Source organism: Pseudalkalibacillus sp. SCS-8 (assembly GCF_040126055.1).
In the GTDB taxonomy this organism is placed as follows: Bacteria; Bacillota; Bacilli; order Bacillales; family Fictibacillaceae; genus Pseudalkalibacillus; species Pseudalkalibacillus nanhaiensis.
This window is the reverse complement of record NZ_CP143541.1, coordinates 982205-1004018: the sequence shown is the minus strand read 5'-3', so window position 1 is coordinate 1004018 and position 21814 is coordinate 982205. Positions and strand designations below refer to the sequence as shown.

Genomic DNA, 21814 nt, shown 5'->3' with positions numbered 1-21814 from the left:
TTACTTTAAAGAGTAATTTTTTTATATCAAAGAGTAAAAAGTAGTTGATTTTAATTAAAAGGTAATTTATATTACTTTATAAGGTAATAAAAACCAATAGAGTGGAGGGATGATTTGGGTAAGGTTCATCATTTATCGCCACACGCAGATACGTTGCATGGTTTTTTCAGCAAAAACCTAGATTCCTGTTTAGAGATTGATTCTGGAGATACAGTCATTTTTCAAACGTTGGACGCAGGCTGGGGGGTGGAAAAGCGAGAGGGCTTGGGTATGCCTCGGAAAAAATTTGATTCGGTAAAACCCCATAGAAAAGGACAAGGATTCGGTCACGCACTGATCGGTCCCGTCTATATTAAACAGGCGGAGCCGGGAGACACGTTAGAAATCAAGGTGAATGAAGCAATACCCGGTGAGTGGGGCTGGACATCGGCAGGTGGTTTTCCGAGCTATTGGAATGACCGGATGAATGTCACTCACGAAAAGGAAATCCTGTATGACTTTTGTCTCGATTCAAAGAGAATGTTAGCGACAAGCCAGTTCGGCAATTTCGACTTTAGTGTCCCCCTTTCACCTTTTATGGGCATTATGGGGATGCCTCCTCCTGAAGCCGGCGAACATACCACCTTCATTCCGCGGGCTTATGGTGGAAACATCGACTGTAAAGAGCTTCAGGCTGGCAGTACCTTATATCTTCCTGTCCCTGTAAAAGGTGGACTCTTTTCTACGGGGGATGGGCATGCTGCGCAGGGTGATGGTGAAGTGAGCGGTCCTGCACTGGAATGCCCCATGGAGAAGGTCAGTATGACATTCAACGTCCGAAAAGATCTTGATGTCCAAATGCCTCGCGCAAAAACAAATTCTGGGTGGGTGACGATGGGGTTTCATGAAGATCTGGATGAAGCGATGTGGATCGCCTTATCGGAAATGCTGGACCTGATGTCTTCCATCTATAAAATTTCTCGCACGGAAGCTTATGCTTACGCATCACTTGTGGTCGACCTCCGCATTACACAGATTGTGAACTCTGCTAAAGGGGTCCATGCTTTCCTGGCCTTTGATGCATTAAAAAATACGAATGGAGTGTTGTTGAATGAAAAATTATGATGAGCGTTGGATTGATAACAACGGAGTACGTTTACATGTCGGGGAGATGAATCGCGGAAACAACTCCGAAACCCCATTCGTCATCATACCCGGGCTTTCCGAATCCGTTGAAGATTACATACCGATCATGGAAAAACTGTCTCCAAGACATTGTGTCACCATTACGTTGCGCGGACGCGGTCAAAGTGATACACCAGCCAAAGGGTATACGTTAGATGACCATATCAGCGACATTGATGCTGTCATCAAGGAGTTGGGCTTGAAGCGTTTTATCCTGATGGGGTATTCAAGAGGTGTATCTTATACGATTGGTTATGCTGTTAAAAATCCGAGTTTACTAGACGGACTGATCATTGGAGATTACCCTGCCATCCATACACAGCTCCCTGATGGGTGGGTCGATTTCTTTTCAAAGTTACCGCCTTGGAGAGGGAAATCGTTATCAGAGCGAATGAAACCTGAAGCATTACATGGTTTGCAGAAGGAATCCAGCCTGGTAACGTTCTGGGATGACTTATCTGTTATTACCTGCCCGGTACTCATCATAGCAGGTGGAAAACAAGGTGCTGTTTTGAGAGAAGAGTTGATTGAAAACTATAAAACAACGCTCCCTCACGCCGAAGTCGTCGTCTTTGAAGATTCCGACCATAACCTTTTCGAACCAGACTTGAACACATTCATTCAAACCGCCCAATCATTTTTCCAGACCTGTAACGCTTCACAAGTGAAATAAGTCGACATGAAAGAATCCAAATCATTGATTTGGATTCTTTTTTGCTGGGTGTTAGTTGACATTCGACACTTTTAGTGTAATATTACACTAAAAGTATTATTTGTAACCAGGAGGGGGTCATCATATGGACAGGGTCGATGTCATTCAATTAGTATCTGAGAAAGTTCGACTGATACGTGTAGAACAAGGCTTTTCCCAAGATGCCATGGCTAATATTTTGGGAATTTCAAAGAAAACATTAGTCCAAATCGAGAAAGGTCGTACAAACGCCAGTTGGAACATTGTCATTGCAGTTGTGGCCATTTTTGAACAAAGTGAAGTGCTACGAAATAGCTTAGGAGATGAACCACTCGACGTCATACGTTTGGTTGCTCTACACCGAATTGAAAGACCAACTCAAAAAACGATGGGTGGAAAAGTATGGTGGAATGAAGTGGAGAAACGGGGATCATATCGATTACAACAAAACCTGATAAGCCAACATTATCGCATCATTGATGATTTGAACTACTGGTATTTCAGTTCGTTCAATAAAGATGAAGCAGTAGAACGTCTTCATGAGTTGAACTCATAAGATCGTTAATATGTTTATAAGGAGAGGATTATATGGTTTTTACCTTCTGGATGACCCTAATAAGCATACTTGTCAGTGTACATAATTATTTAGGGTACGATGATAAAGGGCTCATATTTTTTCTGTTTGGTATCGAACCGATTTTAATGAAAGCTATATACACTGAACCATTTAGAAGTTGGATGCTGACTGAGAGTGGAGACATATCCTGGTTTGGATACATCTTACGAATCTTGACTGGACTGTTTTATGGTATTCTATTTGATTCCATCATTAACGGAATAAAGAAATCGTTTAGGAAGTGGAGACAGCGGGCACGTCACACCCCGCAGGAGCCTCTTTCGTACCGTAAAAACAGCAAATAAGGAATATCACACCCCGCAAGAGTCTCTTTCGCACCGTGAAAACAGCAAAAACGGAATATTACACCCCGAAAGAGCCTCTTTCGCACCGTGAAAACAGCAAAAACGGAATATTACACCCCGCAAGAGCCTCTTTCGTACCCCAATAACAGCAAAAACAAAATATCACACCCCGAAAGAGTCTCTTTCGCACCCCAATAACAGCAAAAACGGAATATCACACCCCGCAAGAGCCTTTTTCGCACCCCAATAACAGCAAATACGGAATATTGCACCCCGCAAGAGTCTCTTTCGCACCCCAATAACAGCAAAAACGGAATATCACACCCCGAAAGAGCCTCTTTCGCACCCCAATAACAGCAAATACGGAATATCGCACCCCAAAAGAGCCTTTTTCGCACACCAATAACAGCAAAAACGGAATATCGCCCCCCGAAAACCCAAATAACGAAAAAAAACGCTCAGCAGCCTGAGCGTTTCCTTTTATCTTTTCCTTGGTTTCGGTATATATAGAACCGGATGTGGCATTGAGCGGGAATGCGGAATTGCTTCAAGGAGCCGTTCATCCAATACTTTTTCCGATACCAATTCTTTCTTAGCAACATATTCGAGTTCTTCTTCAAAAGAGTTTTCTTCAGAAGCTTCTTCTTCTGATCGGGTTTCGTCACATACTTTGTTGGATGTGCACGTATCCTTGAATGGATATGGCATCGCTTGTTCATACGGCGGCGGAAGAAGATCAGCGCCAATATATTCTGTAAATGGATGATCGATTTTCGCATACTGTTGATCCCGTTGCTCTTGTAGACGGGAAACGACGATTTCGCCGACACGTCTTCCCAGCTTCAACCCTTCGTCATTATCGATCGGGAAATGAACACCTGCATACAGTCTGGACATCGCATTTTCCTCAGCTAGTTCACGCAATCTGACGGCCTCTCCAGGGAAAAAGTAACTTAGGATGACTTCAACACATCCTGAAACGGCTGCATGACCGGAAGGATACGTCGGGAATCGTGGTGAGCATAGAATCGGCAGCATTTCGATATCGTACTGGACAGGACGGGCCACATCCCACAAATATTTGTAATGCCAGCAAACAACGAACGTATCATTCACCCCAGCTTGGACAGCTGCGAGCAGTCGTGCCGCATAAGGTGCCGTACACCCATACGTGTCGATCAATTTATCGATGATCGGTGTCCATTGTTTCGTCGCAGCGCCAGCCCCCCAGTATTTCGCAATTTTTACTTGTTCATCCGTCACGTTTTCAAGAGTACGCTTGACGAGTGTCAATTCATGATCCCAATCAATCTCTTCTGGCTTCTTCAGATCAAATCTGATCAGACCTTTTGGACTGAAAAAACGCTTCCCTCTCCGTTTGATGTAATACGTCGGCCAAGAGATCGCCATGGGATCGATCGGGTTATCTGGTGGAAATTCCTCTCCCCCGTACGGCAGCTTCGACCACTTCAAATAATCTTTACTCATTTTATCACCTTTATTGTTATTTTCTTCGTCAATCTTTTACCAGTGTATGCGGACAAGTGAGTATGGTTTGGACAGGCGTGGAGATCGATTATCCCTGAATATGAAAAAGACACCCTCTTTAGAGAGTGCCTTGGTGATTTAGCCCTTTGTTGTAAGACTTGCAACCTGTTTATTGATTTTCTCGATCTGTTTGACGACTTGCTGATTTTGTTCTGTGTGCTGGTGGATGGATGCTGAAATCTCTTCTGTCGTCGCTGTCGACTCTTCAAGAACAGCTGCGAAGTTATTGACGGCTCCTTCTACATCGGACATATCCTTACTAACGTGTCCAGCAACCGTTTGGAATTCGCCCATTTCACCCTTCAACAACCGTACCGATTCGTTGATATCCTTGAAAACCTTGCTCGTTTCTTCGGTTTCTCGGATGTTTTCTTCCATCTCCACCGCGATGCTCTTCATTTGAGCTTGTGTCCGACCATTACTGTTATGGATCTCGGTCAAATTGTTGGAAATGGCGAGAGCTGCTTTTTCTGTCGTATCCGCAAGCTTCCGGATTTCATCAGCGACTACCGCAAACCCTCGTCCAGCCTCCCCTGCTCTTGCCGCCTCAATGGATGCGTTCAAGGCAAGCAGGTTCGTCTGAGCAGTGATTTCTTGAATCGAATTGATGAATGTAACCGATTCACCAATATGCTTCGATAGTGTATTCATATCATCTGACATTTTGCTCACGAGCTCTTTGAAATTGTTGATCTGCTTGTGCAACTGCTCGATTCGCTCAGTCCCTTGCTCGGACCTCTCACCTGTGTAAGTCGTTTGATTTAGAAGGTGATCTGCATTCTCCTGTAACCGTGAAACGAGCTTGTTCGTATTTTCAATCGCGTTCATGATACTGTTCAAGGAATCACTTTGCGACTGGGTACCGGACGCAATTTCTTGGATGGCATGGTTCATCTCAATGAAGGAATGCTGATTCTGCTCACTATTTTCAGTAAGGTTTTGCAGGTCTCCGGCAATCGTTTTCGTGTTTGCATCCAATCGTTTGCGCTGTTCTTTTTCCGTTTCAAGCTGGGTCTCGACCTTCTGCTGCAAGGATTCCATCTGATCACTCAATCGTTTTGCAATCAGCATTTGCAGGTAAAAGACGACAAGGACAAGCAGCATCACCAGCATCGTCTTACCTAACGTGGTTTCCAGCCTGTCACCGTACATCAAATAATAGGATACGACGAGACTGATTCCAAAAGCGGTACCGATAAAAAACATCTTTCGGTCGAGGTAAAGGATGGAGCATGCTAACAGGAAATAGACTAAAAACGCATTCTGGTCAGAAGGTGAGGTGTGCATGATCGTCGCTAAAATGCTACCTAACCCGATGATTGCAATGTAAGGGGCTTTCGTTACAAACCGTTTCTTTATATACGAGAATGCAAGAATCCCACTTAGAGCAGCTCCACCAAAGAATATGACAAGAATGTTCAATAAAGGCGCCTTCAAGCCAATATCAATCCCTGTGGCTAAAAGGGTACAAACGACAGACATGATCAACATGATTTTGTTCTTTTGCAGTAATGCGTTAAATTGCAGCTCGTTTTGTTTCAACACCGTCACCTCTGATTTATATAGTTCATCTATCCTATATATCGGCTGATTGAAACAAAACTTTTAACATATAGTTTTCATTTTAATTTTCTACCTTTAACATGGCTTTCTCCGGCTTTATCTCCATCCCATCAACAACGGATAGATCACCGTGCTCGCGACTGATTTCAGCGTATTGGATTACGTCCCCGCCCTCCATAAAGATCAGTAAGAAGATATCATCTCTGTGGTCTATGTTAGAAGGGTCTTTAAACGTTACACCAAGGTGCTTGTTGATCGACTCCTGAGTTGTATAAGGCGTGAAAAGGTATGCCGTATCCCATGTGAAATCGGTTAACTCATTCAAGTCAATTTCATCCCCATCTTCCAACGTAGATAATATATGTTCTTCAAGCGTGACATTATGTACGACCGTTTTTTGACTGCATCCCTCTATAAGGAAAATGAATAACACGGTGAGCAGAATTTTTTTCATGTCCAGTCCCTCCAAATCTACTATCTTTATTCTTCTCCTACGAGGGATGGACTCCTTCTCTGTATCTAGTAAAATATCCCAAACGACAAAACCACTCTGCACCCCTGTACGGCATGATTTCCGAGCGAATTTCTTTAATAGATTTCTATTCACGTGAAGGGGCTGTAAGTTTGAAGAACCAGAAACTTTTACTGATGGTAATGGCAGGTGTCCTCGCATTAATTGTAGCCGTGTTTACCGTGACTGCAGCTGATTCTGATACAAAAAGCGTTTCTGAAAAGAAAGTTGTCGGCTATTACGGTGGCTGGGCCGCTTATTCAGGTTTCGATGTTCTGGATATTGAAGCGGAGAAGCTTACGCATTTGAATTATGCATTCGCTAAAATTTCCGATGATGGGAAAGTTGCACTCGGGAACCCCGAGGTTGACGTTGAAAACTTGAAACAACTCCAAAAATTGAAAGCCCAGCATCCTGATTTACGAACATTGATTTCAGTAGGTGGCTGGAGTCATTCTGAAAATTTTTCGGATGTCGCTGCTACGGAAGCATCTCGTAAAGCTTTCGCTGACAGCACAGTCACCTTTATCGAGGAGCATGGTTTTGACGGAATTGACATCGACTGGGAATATCCGGTGAGCGGCGGTGAGTCCGATAACAAACACCGACCTGAAGACAAGGAGAATTTCACGAAGTTGATGGAGGAAATCCGAAAACAGTTGGATCAGCACGAACAACAGACTGGTAAAAAGTACACGCTGACCATCGCAGGCGCTGCGAGTACAAGTTTCCTTGAAAAGACGGAAATGGCCCAGCTCGTCAGCCATGTCGATTTCATCAACCTCATGACGTATGACATCAACGGTCAGTGGTACAAGAAAACAGGCCATAATGCACCGCTCTATACCACTTCAGGAGATGCACCGAACAAATGGAGTGCGGAAGATACGGTCAATGCATATTTCAATGCGGGTGTACCGAAAGAAAAAATGGTACTAGGCATTCCTTTTTACGGGCGGAAGTATGACGCTGTCACCCCGTTGAACAACGGTCTCCACCAGCCCTTCGTATTGGACGGCGGAAGTGTGACGTATGATGGCATTAAGGACAAGCATCTCAACAAAGAAGGATATAAACGGTTCATGGATGACGAAACGAAGGTTCCTTATCTCTGGAACGGGACATCCTTCATCAGCTATGAAGACCCTGAATCAATCCAACATAAAACGGATTACATCCAGACTGAGAATTTGGGAGGCGCTATGGTTTGGGAGCTGAGCCACGACAGAAAGGGCGTGCTTTTGAAAGCAGTCTATGATGGACTACAGCCAGAGTAAACCCTGTTGATTCATTTAGGTAAAAATCCACACTGGGGTGTGCTACAGTAGAAACGTGAAATTGTTTCAAGAATGGAGGCAGCACGATGAACCCAGTTAAAGTTGGATTGATTGGTTACGGATTATCCGGGAAGGTCTTCCATGCCCCTTTTTTCCGTACCTTACCCGAGTATGAGCTTCAGCTCGTATCCACTTCCAAGCCTGAAAATGTCCATGCTGATATGGAAAATGTCAAAGTGGTTCCGACTCCCGAAGAAGTGATTGATTCGGATCAGGTTGAATTGGTCGTCATAACAGCCCCGAATGAATATCATTTTTCGTTAGGAAAACAGGCTTTGGAAGCCGGAAAGCACGTTGTCATCGAAAAGCCCTTCGTCGTTCATTCAGAAGAAGGCGAAGCATTAATGAAATTGGCCGAAGAAAAAGGGCTTGTGTTAAGTCCCTACCACAACAGACGTTGGGATAACGACTTCTTGACCGTACGGAAACTGATTGAATCAGGAGCACTCGGTGAAGTGATGAGCTATGAAGCCCACTTTGATCGATACCGACCAAATGTACGGGACCGGTGGCGCGAAAAACCAGTTCCAGGTGGAGGCATCCTCTTCGACCTCGGATCACACTTGATTGATCAAGCGCTTCAACTCTTCGGGAATAAACCGAAGCATGTTGGTGCTGATGTGAAGGCACAACGTGAAGATGCAACAGTCGATGATTACTTCCATCTCCGTCTTGATTATGATCCTCTTCAGGTCATTCTCCATTCAAGTGCTCTTGTTCGTTCGCCAGGACCGCGTTTTCAAGTCCACGGGACGAAGGGGAGTTTCGTGAAGTATGGAACCGACCCTCAGGAAAGCCAGCTCCGTGAAGGGAAGATGCCTCGCAGTACAGGCTGGGGACTGGATCAGGAGCAAACGTACGGAATCCTCACGAATGATGAATACACTGATGGCAAACGCATCATGACCGAAACGGGGCAGTATGAAGCGTATTATGAACAGATTTTTGAATCGATTCGTAACGGCGCTCCCCTTCCTGTCACAGCCCAACAAGGAACAGATGTTATCCGAATAATCGAAGCATGTAAATAAGAGGGAGGACGAATGTCATCCCTCTTTTCCTATCTTAATCTCCTCAACCGCTTTAAATATTCGGGTATACACGCGTTGCACATGCGCTTTCGTTTCTTCATCATTATAGAGTCCAAATTCCCAAATTCTCTTCTCCCCGTTTTCAGTGGATAAATTGCCGAAAGCATACTCGTTGTTCTCCAGATCATAAGCATCCTCATAAGACAATCCACCTGACGTAAATGCAACTAAGTGTTTTTCTGAACCGATGAAGAAGATCGGAATTTTTAATGAATTGTACACTTCAGCAAACCGGTGTCCCGCTGCCTCTTTTAAGTGTTCAGGCATGATGAACACGGCATCCGTTTCTTTTGCTTCCACGTTACTTAACTCATCGAATGCTATCGTGTGAAAACGAATCTTCTCTGATTCCCTTATTTCAGGTATTTCTCCCACAACAGAAATCTTCAAAGAGGTTCCCTTATAAGGTTCTAATTCTGGGTTTCTGGTGTACATCCGACTAATGCGAAAAGCATCATGAACAATAGGTATACCTTTTTCATAGAACTTTTTTCCTCCATTATATTCCTAAAATGTTTTTCTTCCTTCATTTTGTGGTACTAGTTCATTAACACAGCAAAAGGAGTGGATAGAATGAATGATCCAAAAAATGCTGCAGCTCAGATGACGGAAGACAAGAAAGACCATATCATGGAAAGCTTTGAAACATTCAAAGATTACTTAGGTGACCAAGTTCATAAAGGTGAAAAGCTTGGACTGGATGAGGAAGGTCTCCGTAAAGGCGCAAAGCGTGTAGGTGATTACTTAGCCAAGCATGAAGAACCACGTAACCGCGAAGAAAAAGTATTAAACGAGCTCTGGAATGTCGCGAATGATGAAGAACGCCACCATATGGCTCGCGTACTCGTCAGACTTGCAGATACGACAAACAAATAGACGAAAAAAAATCTCGCATCAATCGCTGGTGCGAGATTTTCATGTATACACTACTTGATGAATTCGTCTGCCAGCACACTCATCATGATCGAGTCATGATACTCCCCATCATAAAAGAGTTGATCTCTCTTAATGCCTTCTTGTACAAATCCGAGCTTTTGATAGGACTTGATTGCCCGTTCATTATAGGCGAACACATCCAGACTGATCCGATGGAGATTCAACATCTTGAAACCGTAATTGACGAACAAAGCCATCGCTTCAGTTCCATATCCATTACCCCAGAACGCCTGATCAAAGATCGATACCCTCATTTCAGCATTCCGGTTTTGATGATCAATTTCCAACATCGAAATATCACCAATGACCTGGTCCGTGTCCTGCATGCAAATCAACAGGTCGATCCTGCTACTGTCCGTTGATACCCGTTCAAACCAATCATAGACGACTTTCCTGCTGAAGACCGATTGTGTTCCAGTAAGTCGCCGCCCCTCTTTATCCCAGAGAGCATGGGTGTAAATGAAATCAAGATCCTCTTCCTCCACTGGTCTTAAATAGAGCCGTTCGGTTTCCAAAAACTTGATCGTCCTGTTTGATTTTGTCATAGCAAGCCCTCCAAATGTATTTACTATACAACTACCTTCGATATAAAAGGCTTGATTCCCTTTCCTACATATGGCTCGTTCTTCGCAGCTGCTCCTCCATTCGTGTATTCAATCCCTTAGAAAGTAAATAGAAGGAAAGCAGGAATAATAAATAAGCCGCTAATGGATAAAGAATGACCCATTGTGTGCTGTATATGAAGGACCGTGACTGACCAATCAACCCTGACCATTCATTCGTTATTGAAAAAAAGAGCAACGGATTAGTCTGATAATACGTTCCACCAAGGAAAAGATTGAAAATCCCTAATTGGCCGATGACATGCAGCACTTGAATGCTTTCACTTACGACAAGGATGATCAAATTCCCTTTCAGTCCCGGGAAGATATGCTTTCTGGACAAATGGATCGAGCTACCACCAAGGGTCTTTGCTACACTTACATACGTTTTCTTCTTCAATTCAATCGTTTTATTGTATATCACATGATAAACACCAGGAATCCCTAGAACAGCTAGCAAACTCCCTTCTAGAATGACCAACGTGAGGGTTGAGAGATCCGAATTGAAAGTGATTCCGAATAACGCAAAATAAATGATGATGAAAATCGGAATGCCGTTGAACAACGAAAAATTCGTCTTTTTCATTTGATTCCGTTTCGAGCGTACCGCATTCATCACCCCGAAAGCCGTCCCAAAGACGACACGGATTGAAGCTACGACTAACACGGTAAAAACCGTATACTTAGCCCCATGAAGCATTTTCGTAAGGATATCATAACCCCATTTATCAGAGCCGAATGGATGCTTAGCAGATGGCGGATGAGGTGCGACATTCAATTCATAGTCCCCGTCCTCAGTCGATGTATACTCCACTTCCTCTCGATCATCGAGATCATACGGAGCAAACATCGGACCAAACAGTGATAGAAGGACGAAAAAGGACAGCAAAACAAGTCCAGTGATCAAAAATAAATTAGGCGTTTTCTTCATTAGAATGACACCTTTCTTTCCAATGCGGCAATAAACAGCCTTAACACGAAGAAACAAACAAAATATAGCGTCATGAACGCAAGCAAACAGAAGATGACGAGATTATACTGATAGCCGAATCTGAACATTGTCAAAAACAGCAGCGTCGTCATGCCACGTGTATTGTACAAATACTCGACGATAAAAAGGTTGCCGATCATGATGCTCATCACTTTATGTAAATCCGCTTTCAATGTAGGAAGCACATTCGAGGTTACGTGGTAGAAATTGATATAGCGTTTGCTGAACCCTTTCGACTTCGCCATGAGGATATAATCTTCAGACGTGACGTCAGATGTCGCATTTCCTAGACTACGAACCAAGTAGAATAACGGAATGATAACAAGCGTCAAGATCGGAAGGAATACGGCCGGCTCCCCAGCAGAAGACGAAGCAACCTTGAACGTTTTTACACCAGTAGATTGATAGATGAACACGACCAACAGCTGTAAAAGCAGGACGACGATGAAATCAGGAATAATCCCCGCTAATCCTACAATCCCATCCACCCAGCTTCTCGTTCTTTTTGAAAGAAAAATCCCGAGCCAGATGGAAAGAAGGATGACGATGATGGCTGAGACTAGTAGATACGAAAAAGACGTAAAATAAGGTGACACTAGATCTTCCATAATGGATGGATTCCGATCCCCTTGCCGATATGTCCATGCTTCCCCGGTGCTTAAGCCCTCAAAAAATTGCCGAATTGTTGAAAACATCACGTTCCAATCAAAGACAATCTTCCCTTGTTGATCATGTATCCCTAACGGCATTGCTGCAAGGATGAACAGAAAAAGTACAGTTGAAACGTTTCGTAAAATTACAAACATGAAGACCCCTCATTTTCTCTTTCTGGAAAATTTATCTATAAAAAATCGTAACACATTTTGTCGAAATATTCCTCATTTTTACATATATGCGCAGAGAACCTAAAAAAAGATGAACAAGCACAAAGCTTGTCCATCTTTTTTAGAAATTTTACTAGAATTTATATGTATTATTGTTAATTTTTGTTATATTTAAAATATATAAAAAATGCCGAAAATGCAAATGGGGGTAAATTTTTTGGAGAATCTAGTTTGCAAAAATATTAGCAAAGTTTTTGAAGGCGATGGCATCAGCACGTATGCACTGAACAATATCAACCTTTCCATCGAACAGGGAGACTTCGTATCTATTGTTGGGCCTTCGGGGTCTGGTAAATCGACACTGTTAAGCTTACTTGGAACGTTGGATCTCCCCTCAACTGGTGAAATTCACTTTGGAAAAGAAAAAATCAATTTAATGAAAAGTAAAGACCTCGCTGATTTCCGCTTCGAACACATCGGGTTCATCTTCCAGCAGTTTCATCTCATTCCAACACTGACAGCCCTAGAAAATGTCATGGCTCCTTTATTCGGTAGGAAAGTTCCATACAATAAAAAACAACGTGCCGAAGAAATGCTGAAAGAGGTTGGTTTAAGTGACAAAATGAACTCCTTACCTTCCCAGTTATCCGGTGGTCAACAACAGCGGGTTGCAATTGCACGTGCACTCGTTCATGAACCCCAGTGGTTGCTTGCTGATGAACCGACCGGAAACCTTGACACAGAGACTGGTGAAATCATTTTCACCCTCCTCACAAGACTGAATCAGGAAAAAGGCTGTGGTGTTATATTCGTCACACATGATCCTGATCTTGCTGAAAGGGCATCGGTCCAAATCAAAATGAAGGACGCGGAAATCATCGAACAGAAAAGGCTGACAGCCCATGCTTAGATTTATATGGAATTCCTGGTGGCGGAACAAAGAACGGTTTATTTTACTGATTGTCGGTGTGCTCATACTAAGTATCGGGTTGAGCTATCTTGTCGGGATAACACAGGCAACGAACGGGACAATCGTCGATGAGCTGCAAAAGCGTTGGAAATCATCTTACCATATTGTTGTACGTCCTCCTGATTCAAGAAGTGTGACAGAAGAAAAGAATCTCCTGGAGCCGAACTACCTTAGTGGAATTGATGGCGGTATATCAATCGAACAATACGAAAAGATCAAAGCTATGGATGAAGTTGATATCGCTGCTCCTATCGCAATGATCGGCATGATCTATAACAACACGGTGTTGGGCCAAGTGGATAAAAGCAGTCTGACTCCCGGTATCTATCGTATGAAAATCATTTATAAAACAAATACAGGAGCTGCTATTGATACGGATAGCGGTTCAATTTACTTTCCTGTAGGAGGATGGGATGCAAGAAATCACGGTCAGGAATACGGTGTAGCATACTTTCATGGAGAACTATCAAACGGCACCGATATTATGGTTGCGGGAATCGATCCTGAAGCTGAAGCTGAACTTGTCGGACTGGATCAAGCCATTTTGGATAAAAAAAATAATCGCTATTTAAATGAAGATGATCAACCTGAGCGTATAAAAGTCGACGAAAACCTCGAAGACATCAAGATTCCTGTTTTACTTAGTAATCATAATTTTGTTGACGGAAGTATTTCATATGTTGTTGAAAAGTTGGATATTCCCTTTGAAGGCCTAGCACAACAAGAAGAAATGATGGAAGAAATCAAAGATAAAGGTGGAAAAGATTTTCTCGAAAAGCAAAAAGGAGAAGTGGTAAAGGATTATACGTATTCCACCCAAGAAGCCCACGACAAAATTATCGATGATATTACAAATGGAAGATATATTCAAAATCACATGAAGTTTATGCGATTTAAACCTTCTCCAATTGATTATCGTCCAGTATCAAGTCCATTTTCTGACAGATGGCCATTTGCATATGAAGTGACACCATATACCCTGCCTGAAGACTCTCGTCTGGCAGTGGATGAAACATACCGTCCCCTTAATACTTATGGAGAAGATAGTAAAGATTGGCCGAGAATTAAGTTGGATTTTAAGGGTATATTTGATCCTACTAAATTGAACATCTCAAAGGATCCCTTAACAGAGCTTCCAATGGAAACCTATTTCCCATCTAAAGCGCAGTGGGTTATAGACCCTGAAAACAATCCAGTCAATCCTCCAAAGGAAATGAAACCTTTGAACAACCCATATGGTTTTCTTACAAAACCACCAATGCTTCTTACGACCCTTGAAGCAGCAGAAGAGATTGCTGGTGATAAACCAATTTCTGCGATTCGGGTCAACGTAAAAGGCGTCGAGGAATTGAATGACGAAAGTGAGAAAGTTTTACAATCTGTTGCGGAACAGATTGAACAGGAAACAGGTTTAATTACAGACATTACGCTTGGATCTTCTCCTCAACCAGCTCTTACCCATATTCCAGCTATCAAAGGGAAGGAAAGCCTTGGATGGGTGCAACAGCCTTGGATCAAACTCGGCTCATCCATCACGATCTTCCAGGAAGCCAAGGTTGGTTTTACCGGGTTGATTGCGAGTGTCATCTTGGTTGCGATCGTGTATGTATTTTCATCCAACCTCATCATGATGTTTGCACGTAAGAAAGAATTCGCGGTTCTCTTATCCATAGGCTGGAGACCGAACCAACTATCAAAACTATTATTCTTAGAATCAACTTTATTAGGAAGCTTCGTCGCCTTGATGAGCTGGGTCATTCTCGGCTTCTACTTCCTGACCAGCAGCGTGGAAACCTCTGGAATAAGAATTCTGTTAATCGGATTGTTCGGACTCCTGATTTATTGGTTCGGGTCCCTCGTTCCTGCACTATTGGTCAGAAAAATCAAACCGTATGAAACGATGAAGTCCGGTGAAATCTCGAATAAGTCAAAACGAATCGTCAAGTCAGAGTCTGTCATCGGAATGAGCTTCAATTACTTATCCACGAAGCTTAACAGGACAGTGCTATCGATACTTTCCATCGCTTTTCCTACCGGACTTCTGGTTTTCTTCTTATTCGTGACTTTCCGTTTAAAAGGCGTCATGTATGCGACTTGGCTAGGTGAATTCGTCGCGATGGAAGTTGGAACCATGCACTATATTGCAATGGGAGTTGCCATACTAATCGCCATTCTTACTACGGCTGAGATCATTTGGCAAAACGTTTCTGAACGGCAAGGAGAGATCGCCGTTTTGAAAGCTTTAGGATGGCAAAACAAAAACGTCCGTACTTTGGTTTTACTAGAAGGTGGATTAAGTGGTTTATTAGCTGGTATTTTAGGGTTAAGTTTAGCGTTCCTCCTCATTTGGAGAATGTATGGCGGGGTTCCTGTCAGTGAGCTCCTTTTCCTACTTACGACCCTACTCATTCCGATTGTAACAGGATTATTAGGTGCTATCCTCCCTGCTGAGAAAGCAGTTAAAATCCAGCCATATCAAGGCATCAGTGGTGGCATGACAAATTCGAAGAAAACAGAAAAGCAATTCAAGTACGGTCTAGGTGCTGTAGGTGCTGCTTTGTTTGTAGGAATTATCGTATTGCTTGCAAACGCCATTCCAGAAGTCAAAGAATCTGTTGCAAAGTACACGAGTCCTTCTGACCAGGATAAAACATCCGGTGAAGTGTTGAGTACATCTGCCGTGCCAGATGATGAAGATGAAGCTAAAGGTGAAGGAAAGAAAAAAGGTGAGGACGGACCAATTGATAAGCTGATGGAAACAGCCTGGAGGACCGGAACATTAGGACAAACTTTTGATGAAGAGCAAGAAATAATTACATTTGGAGAACTAACAGATGCACCAAACGATGTAAAGTTGGGTGACCCAGAAAATATGTTGCTCACCGTACCCGTCCTCGTTGAAAATACTGACACTATACAACTTTTGTACAAAGCTCGTTTTCATAAACTGATGGATGAAGCAGGAAATCATTACAAAGCCAAGCATATGGAAATCGTGGAGGAAAGAAACTGGAAATTTCAATCTTCTTTAGAAGGCGGAGGACTAGCCCACGTCCTTTTGACGTATGAAGTTCCGAAAAATGTTAATCAGCTCGTAATGATTTTCAAGGTCAGTGATTTGCCTGGGGATATGATCATCGAGATTCCTATGGAAAAATCGACAGTTGTGAATGGTGAATCAAACCAAGATAAAGAAACCGTTATAGACGAATTACTTAAAACTGCTCATGAAACAGGAAGACCTGGTGATACATTTGGCTCAGGAACCACATTAACTGTCGGTGAATTAACAGACCCTCCCAATGATGTTAATCTAGAAAACAATAAAAATCGTTTACTAACAATACCGGTCAAAATGGAACATTTTGATCAAAGAGCATCTGGGGGTATAAATTACATGCCACAATATCAAAACATTGTCGTCGATGCTGAAGGGAATGAATACAAGCCGTTAAATATGACCGTTATTGAGAATAAAGACTGGGCAGAAAAGAAATTTTTAAAAGCTGGTGGGATTGCCGACGTTCTATTGACTTATGAAATACCTCGTGACATTCAAAGAGTCGCATTTGTTATTGAAACCGACAGTTTCCCAAGAGGAATTATCATAGATGTTCAAATTCCTTCGAATTAAAACAAACGAGAAGATGCTGCTTACGCATCTTCTCGTTCTTTATTGTTTTTAACATTATGATTGAGTTCCTCTAACAGCTGGATCATCTTTTCGTTTTGTTTGATCATTTGATCGGTATTTGATTTTACGATTCGGATCCATCGAGCAGAAAGCACGAGGATTAAGATTATTAAAGCAACAATAATATCTATGATGGTGGTCCCCTCCTACTAATGAAGACTTTTTAACGAGTAAACTGCAGCTGTTGTAGTAATCAGAGCACCTAAAAGAAAGACGTAAATAGCTCCGTATGAAGACCAGATTACCGCTCCAACTATTGGAACGAATACGGCAACACTATGGGATAGCTTGCTCCCCATGGCGAGAGTGGAACTTAACTCTTCTCTCGGGACAAGCCGGGCACCGAACGTCGATATCCCGATATCATCAAACCCAGCTAGTACATTGATCTCCTTTCGTACTAAACGTTTTTCACGATGATGGAATACTCGAGTGGATTTTCAAAGTCCATTTTTTCCGCCATTCTGATCGAAGCGGTATTAGAGACAAAACAGTCCCATCTAGGTGTTCTTCCACTCTCTTGGCAATGGAGGATGAATGCTTCAGCTGCGATAGCTGCAAGTCCTTTCCCCCTATGTTCTTCATCAGTGACGATGTCAATTTCCGCATATTTGTCAGATGCAAAAATGGACGTGCATTCGCAAATCACTTTCCCATCATATACGATACAATATCCAAAGCCATTCTCAAGAAAGTTTGACATGGAGCTCCAATATTCCTTGTAGTACGCTTCATCAAACTCTGAGCTTTGTTGGATTGTCGTTTGATTAATCTGTTGTAATGTGTATCCAGCGGGCAGGTCCCGTGTATTCGGTTCCCGTTGGCTGTTGAATGTGAAATGATAGCGTTTCATAAGTTTGATTTCATCACGTAGCTCTTTTTGTAGAACCTCGTCCCATTGTTGAGACGCCGAAAACAACGTGAAGCGTGATCCGTTTTGCTTCCTTTCTTTAAAAAGGGACACGAGATGAGTGTTAAATAAATCATTGTCCCCTACACCAGCAACGAAATAAATGCCGGACTCGGTTCCAATCAAGACATTATTCGGCTCAGTGGAATCAGCATAAACCTCTCCATCTACGTATCCATCCAACACCGCATAAGCAAGTGTTGGTGCTAGGATGCTCTTATCATCAATCCATTCTTTTACTCGTATGTACTTCTCTCTAGCCAAAGCTGTTATCATGTTATTCACCTGCGAAATTTAGAATATGGTTGTTAAATCTTCCATTAATGCTTCTTGCTGTCATCTTAAGTTAAACAAAGAACACCCTCGTGGATGTTCCCTGAATTGATTTTATTAGAAGGAGCCTCCTCCATCATCGCCACTGCCTACATGAAAATCGACGTGGTTGCTATGATGTAGGTTTTCTCGATATGGGTGACCTTGTTTGCTTTTATTCGGTCCGTGCATCAGCTTATGTCGCCTGTCATAAATGAATGCTGCAAGTAACAGGAGTCCAATAGGAGCTAAAAAGTAAAACCAAATCATCGTATCCCCTCCTCTTTTTCCTTCCTACTAATGGATACGATTGACATTCAAATAAGTTTCAATATATTGGCCAGTACTGTATCAAGGGGTTGTGATTGCTTCTGGTTGTTCGGTAAAATATTCCTTCCTTGATGGCTTATTCACCAGATAAATTTGCCAAATGGTAAGGATGAGCATCAAACCAGCAGCTCCGATAATGCTGTAACGGAGTGGAATCAATTCTCCCGTAAAACCGATCATCAGGATGAATAGGATTTGGAACACACTTTGGATCGAGCCATAAACACTTGTAATCCTCCCCATCATCTTGACTGGCACATTGTTTTGGTAAAATGTCATGAATCCTGTGTTGGAATAGGCGTTAAAGAAGCCCAAGATGATGAAGCCGATTGCAACGGACCAAAAAGAAAACGAAAAGGCATAGATCAAATAGCCGACTGCGACCATCATGTAGCCGATACCCATTAACATTTTAATGGATAGTTTGTTCGCCAGGATTGATACTGTAAATGCCCCGACGATCGATCCAATACCTGTGATGCTGATTAAAAGCCCGTAATCCGTTTCTGATAGTCCCAAGACCTGTTGGGTGAAGACCACTTCTTGGGCATCCATTCCGAGAGCAACGATCATGATGAATTGCGCTAGGAAATAGATTGAAACGATGTATGTATTTTACGACTGAAACGGATGACTTCGCTCCAATCCTTGCGTAAAACGGCCACATTCATTTTACGTCCGCCAAAGCTCTCTTCCGCTTTCACATGAGGAAGCAACGACAAAATGAGTGCCGATACAAGAAATGAAACTGCATTGATCCAAATCGCGATGTTGACCGTGGTAATGAGGAGTAATGCACCGGCGATCGCTGGACCGACCAGGAAGGCACCAGATGTGATAAGGCTTCTGACCGAGTTGAATCGTTTCCGGTCTTTTTGAGGCACGAGACTCGTGATGTACGTAAGGGAAGTCGGATCAAAGAAAGCCTTCGTAAAAGAAAGGAAGAACAAGCATACGTAAATGAGCCAGACGGAATGGAGAAATGGAATTGTTGCGACGAGCACTGCTCTGACAATGTCGGTCATAATCATCAGATTCCGCTTGTTCAACCGGTCAATCAGACTGCCTGACCAGAACTTCGTCAGTATCGAGGCGATCGGACCCATGATCCACAAGCCTGCAACTGCTGCAGCAGATCCTGTCATCTTCAGCACAAGGACATTGATGGCGACGAGATAGATGAAATCACCTAACGTTGAAATCCCGATGCCACTTAACAGCAACATTGCATTTTTATTTTTTATGGCAATGGTCCCCCTTCTAGTTGATGATGGTTACAGATTTACCTTCTTTAGAAATCCTGCTTGAACAGCCTTCTCCACTTCTTTGGAGATTTCGAATTGATCGGCTTCAAGACTGATTCGCTCGTGCCATAGTTGCAAACTGACTTCCCCAGATTGATTGACTTTCACCTCGATGAGTTCATAATAAGAGGAATGGTCTTTCTGCATGACAAGATAAACAGCATAGTCTCTAACCTGAAAAACGTTATCGATAATCTCATATCGGTCTTCTAACTCTTTGGCTACAAAAGTTTGATTAACAGTTCGATCCTCAGAAAGTCCACTCATACTAATCCTCCCAGTAGTTTTGATTAACTACTTTCTCTTTAACGTGGCAATGTCCCTTTGTTGGAGGATAGCTTTCATTCCATTATTTCTGCAAAAGCCCTGACAGCGAACGTTCCCATCCCTTTTATCTTTGGCGGCACGGCGTAGAAGCGAAATTTCTGATCCACAAGTTCATTCAAATGACACAAGTGCTCGACAATGAGGATTTCGGACCCTAACAACGTACTATGGACAGGACGATTGTTTCCTGAGGTATTATCGATGTTCATCGAATCGATTCCGACCAAAGCGACATTCTTATCTCGCAAATACTGTGCGGCTTTTTCCGTTAAGTACGGATGACCCTCGAAATACTGCTCTGTATTCCAGTGCCGGTCCCAGTCTGTATGGACAAGAACGGCTTTCCCTTCCACATCTGCACCATGAAAATGATGTTCATCGATCTCTTTCGTACCTTTATCAATTGAAATCAATACACCGTCTAATCCCGCAAAGCGTTCAATCATAACGTCATTCAGATCTTTACCATCCTTGTACCGATGAAAGGGTACATCGACATACGTGCTGGTATTCGATACCATTTCGATTTTACCAATCTGGAATTCTGTTCCCTCTTCATACTGTTCACGGGACGCTTCGTGACTTAAATAGTCACAAATCACAGGTGCCGGTAGCCCTTTATAGGTGATCAGTCCATTTTCAATCGTATGGCTGAGGTCGATATATCGCTTCTTTGGCATTTTACCTTAGCTCCTTATTTTTGATTTCACATCAAAATCTACTTCAGACAACGGTTGTAACTGATCCAAAAGGTGGAGGTCGCTCATTTCACACCACATTTCCTGGATGAGTCCTTCTTGAAAACGGACGATCATCATACCGGTTTCTTTTACTCTTTGATTTTGTGATGGAACGTTGAACCAACCTCCCTGGTAATTCATTTCACCAGTATATCGGACGGCGGCCTTCTCTCCATTCTCAAAATAATCATTAATCGTCCACACATCATCAGTGAACACGTTTCGGTACCAATCCATGAAGTCCCTTATGTATTCTTCATGTCCTTTGAAATCATGACCAGGCACGTGGCTGACAAAATCAGGTGCCGTTATTTCTTTGAGCGCGTCTTTGTCACCTTTCGTAAAAACCTCGTTAAACCACCGTTCGATTAGATGCTTCTTATCCATAAGCCACACTCCTTTCTGATTCTGGTAACAACTTCCTTTCTGATTCCAGAAGTTCCTGCCACCATAAATCGGAAAAAAGTGACAATTGTGAGAACGAATTTTCCGTAATAGGCTTCACATTTCTTTTTCGTATGGTAAACTATTTGAAATCATTGGAAATAAGGAGGATGGAGGATGTCGCTAATAATTAGAGAAATGCAGATGGAAGATATCGCGCAAGTCCAGCATGTAGCAAAGACGAGCTGGCATCACACGTATGACGGAATCATACCTTTTGAGATTCAGGAAAACTTTTTGAAAGCCGCTTATAATGATGAGATGATGCAGAAGCGCTTGGAGCATTCCTTGATCATTGTTGCCGTGGAAGACGACAAAATCGTCGGTTTCGCTAATTTCTCGCCAGTACGTGAAGAAGGGAAAGTGGAACTTGCAGCGATCTATCTCTATCCGGAAGCCCAAGGTAAAGGTATCGGGACAATGCTGTTAGAGAAGGGCATTGAAAAATCACTTGGTGTAAAAGCCATCTTCATCAATGTGGAAAAAGAAAACCTTGTCGGAAAGAACTTCTACGATGCGAAAGGATTTGAGGTCGTCTCTGAATTCGATGATGACTTTGATGGTCACATCTTAAAAACGACCAGAATGGTACTGAATGTATAAA

The 21814-nt window shown here is 42.7% G+C and carries 23 protein-coding genes; 9 read left to right on the top strand and 14 right to left on the bottom strand.

The genetic code is table 11. The features are described 5' to 3' along the window. Positions 1-114: 114 nt before the first annotated feature. From V1497_RS05105 to V1497_RS05095, 3 genes are all read left to right on the top strand, one after another. Positions 115-1104, top strand: coding sequence for an acetamidase/formamidase family protein (locus tag V1497_RS05105; RefSeq protein WP_349409894.1), 990 nt, complete (start codon positions 115-117; stop codon positions 1102-1104). Beyond that, on the top strand, positions 1091-1837 hold the full coding sequence (locus tag V1497_RS05100) for an alpha/beta hydrolase (protein ID WP_349409893.1): 747 nt from the start codon (positions 1091-1093) through the stop codon (positions 1835-1837). Before V1497_RS05105 ends, V1497_RS05100 begins: the two co-directional genes overlap by 14 nt. Before the next feature lie 124 nt (positions 1838-1961). After that, positions 1962-2411, top strand: a complete 450-nt coding sequence (locus V1497_RS05095) for a helix-turn-helix transcriptional regulator (RefSeq protein ID WP_349409892.1) — start codon at positions 1962-1964, stop codon at positions 2409-2411. A gap of 845 nt (positions 2412-3256) precedes the next feature. Here V1497_RS05095 and V1497_RS05090 read toward each other — a convergent pair. The 3 genes from V1497_RS05090 to V1497_RS05080 all read right to left on the bottom strand — a co-directional run bounded on the left by V1497_RS05090 (position 3257) and on the right by V1497_RS05080 (position 6341). After that, positions 3257-4264, bottom strand: a complete 1008-nt coding sequence (locus tag V1497_RS05090; protein WP_349409891.1) for a vanadium-dependent haloperoxidase — start codon at positions 4262-4264, stop codon at positions 3257-3259. A 138-nt stretch (positions 4265-4402) separates the two neighbouring features. After that, positions 4403-5866: a methyl-accepting chemotaxis protein gene (locus V1497_RS05085; RefSeq protein ID WP_349409890.1), complete on the bottom strand. Its 1464-nt coding sequence runs from the start codon at positions 5864-5866 to the stop codon at positions 4403-4405. An 82-nt stretch (positions 5867-5948) separates the two neighbouring features. Next, positions 5949-6341 carry a hypothetical protein gene (locus tag V1497_RS05080; RefSeq protein WP_349409889.1) on the bottom strand — a complete coding sequence of 131 codons (393 nt, stop codon included), beginning with the start codon at positions 6339-6341 and terminating at the stop codon, positions 5949-5951. A gap of 170 nt (positions 6342-6511) precedes the next feature. Between V1497_RS05080 and V1497_RS05075 the strand changes: the two genes are divergently transcribed. Together V1497_RS05075 and V1497_RS05070 are read left to right on the top strand one after the other, a co-directional pair. Next, positions 6512-7675: a glycoside hydrolase family 18 protein gene (locus V1497_RS05075; RefSeq protein WP_349409888.1), complete on the top strand. Its 1164-nt coding sequence runs from the start codon at positions 6512-6514 to the stop codon at positions 7673-7675. Positions 7676-7761: 86 nt separating this feature from the next. Then, positions 7762-8766: an oxidoreductase gene (locus V1497_RS05070; protein WP_349409887.1), complete on the top strand. Its 1005-nt coding sequence runs from the start codon at positions 7762-7764 to the stop codon at positions 8764-8766. A 15-nt stretch (positions 8767-8781) separates the two neighbouring features. Here V1497_RS05070 and V1497_RS05065 read toward each other — a convergent pair whose 3' ends face one another. Then, on the bottom strand, positions 8782-9126 hold the full coding sequence (locus V1497_RS05065) for a hypothetical protein (RefSeq protein WP_349409886.1): 345 nt from the start codon (positions 9124-9126) through the stop codon (positions 8782-8784). A gap of 273 nt (positions 9127-9399) precedes the next feature. Here V1497_RS05065 and V1497_RS05060 point away from each other — a divergent pair, with 273 nt between their 5' ends. Then, positions 9400-9702 (top strand): DUF3243 domain-containing protein, encoded by a 303-nt coding sequence (locus tag V1497_RS05060; protein WP_349409885.1) that lies wholly within the window; start codon positions 9400-9402, stop codon positions 9700-9702. A 50-nt stretch (positions 9703-9752) separates the two neighbouring features. Here the strand turns inward: V1497_RS05060 and V1497_RS05055 are convergent, their stop codons facing one another. The 3 genes from V1497_RS05055 to V1497_RS05045 all read right to left on the bottom strand — a co-directional run bounded on the left by V1497_RS05055 (position 9753) and on the right by V1497_RS05045 (position 12161). Further along, complete coding sequence (locus V1497_RS05055; protein ID WP_349409884.1) at positions 9753-10307, bottom strand: GNAT family protein; 555 nt, start codon at positions 10305-10307, stop codon at positions 9753-9755. A 64-nt stretch (positions 10308-10371) separates the two neighbouring features. Beyond that, the gene (locus V1497_RS05050; RefSeq protein WP_349409883.1) at positions 10372-11295 is read right to left on the bottom strand and encodes an ABC transporter permease subunit; all 924 of its coding nucleotides are present in this window, start codon (positions 11293-11295) and stop codon (positions 10372-10374) included. Then, entirely contained in the window at positions 11295-12161 is an 867-nt protein-coding gene (locus tag V1497_RS05045; RefSeq protein ID WP_349409882.1) for an ABC transporter permease subunit, read from the bottom strand. The genes V1497_RS05050 and V1497_RS05045 overlap by 1 nt, the downstream gene beginning before the upstream one ends. Positions 12162-12396: 235 nt before the next feature. On the opposite strand from V1497_RS05045, the gene V1497_RS05040 reads away from it, so the two are divergent. Continuing rightward, a complete protein-coding gene (locus V1497_RS05040) occupies positions 12397-13089 on the top strand; it encodes an ABC transporter ATP-binding protein (RefSeq protein WP_349409881.1) in 693 nt (230 codons plus the stop codon). Further along, positions 13082-16783, top strand: a complete 3702-nt coding sequence (locus tag V1497_RS05035) for an FtsX-like permease family protein (RefSeq protein ID WP_349409880.1) — start codon at positions 13082-13084, stop codon at positions 16781-16783. Before V1497_RS05040 ends, V1497_RS05035 begins: the two co-directional genes overlap by 8 nt. A gap of 460 nt (positions 16784-17243) precedes the next feature. Here V1497_RS05035 and V1497_RS05030 read toward each other — a convergent pair whose 3' ends face one another. The 7 genes from V1497_RS05030 to V1497_RS05000 all read right to left on the bottom strand — a co-directional run bounded on the left by V1497_RS05030 (position 17244) and on the right by V1497_RS05000 (position 21153). Next, positions 17244-18029 (bottom strand): GNAT family N-acetyltransferase, encoded by a 786-nt coding sequence (locus tag V1497_RS05030; protein ID WP_349409879.1) that lies wholly within the window; start codon positions 18027-18029, stop codon positions 17244-17246. 114 nt (positions 18030-18143) lie between these two features. Then, a complete protein-coding gene (locus tag V1497_RS05025) occupies positions 18144-18335 on the bottom strand; it encodes a hypothetical protein (RefSeq protein ID WP_349409878.1) in 192 nt (63 codons plus the stop codon). A gap of 81 nt (positions 18336-18416) precedes the next feature. Continuing rightward, positions 18417-18968 carry an MFS transporter gene (locus V1497_RS05020; RefSeq protein WP_349409877.1) on the bottom strand — a complete coding sequence of 184 codons (552 nt, stop codon included), beginning with the start codon at positions 18966-18968 and terminating at the stop codon, positions 18417-18419. Between the two features lie 11 nt (positions 18969-18979). Continuing rightward, positions 18980-19621: an MFS transporter gene (locus V1497_RS05015; protein ID WP_349409876.1), complete on the bottom strand. Its 642-nt coding sequence runs from the start codon at positions 19619-19621 to the stop codon at positions 18980-18982. A 48-nt stretch (positions 19622-19669) separates the two neighbouring features. Continuing rightward, positions 19670-19966, bottom strand: coding sequence for a hypothetical protein (locus V1497_RS05010; RefSeq protein WP_349409875.1), 297 nt, complete (start codon positions 19964-19966; stop codon positions 19670-19672). A 74-nt stretch (positions 19967-20040) separates the two neighbouring features. Next, positions 20041-20706: a cyclase family protein gene (locus V1497_RS05005; protein ID WP_349409874.1), complete on the bottom strand. Its 666-nt coding sequence runs from the start codon at positions 20704-20706 to the stop codon at positions 20041-20043. A gap of 6 nt (positions 20707-20712) precedes the next feature. Next, positions 20713-21153, bottom strand: coding sequence for a nuclear transport factor 2 family protein (locus V1497_RS05000; RefSeq protein ID WP_349409873.1), 441 nt, complete (start codon positions 21151-21153; stop codon positions 20713-20715). Positions 21154-21327: 174 nt separating this feature from the next. On the opposite strand from V1497_RS05000, the gene V1497_RS04995 reads away from it, so the two are divergent. Next, positions 21328-21813: a GNAT family N-acetyltransferase gene (locus V1497_RS04995; RefSeq protein WP_349409872.1), complete on the top strand. Its 486-nt coding sequence runs from the start codon at positions 21328-21330 to the stop codon at positions 21811-21813. The last annotated feature ends 1 nt before the right edge of the window (position 21814 follow it).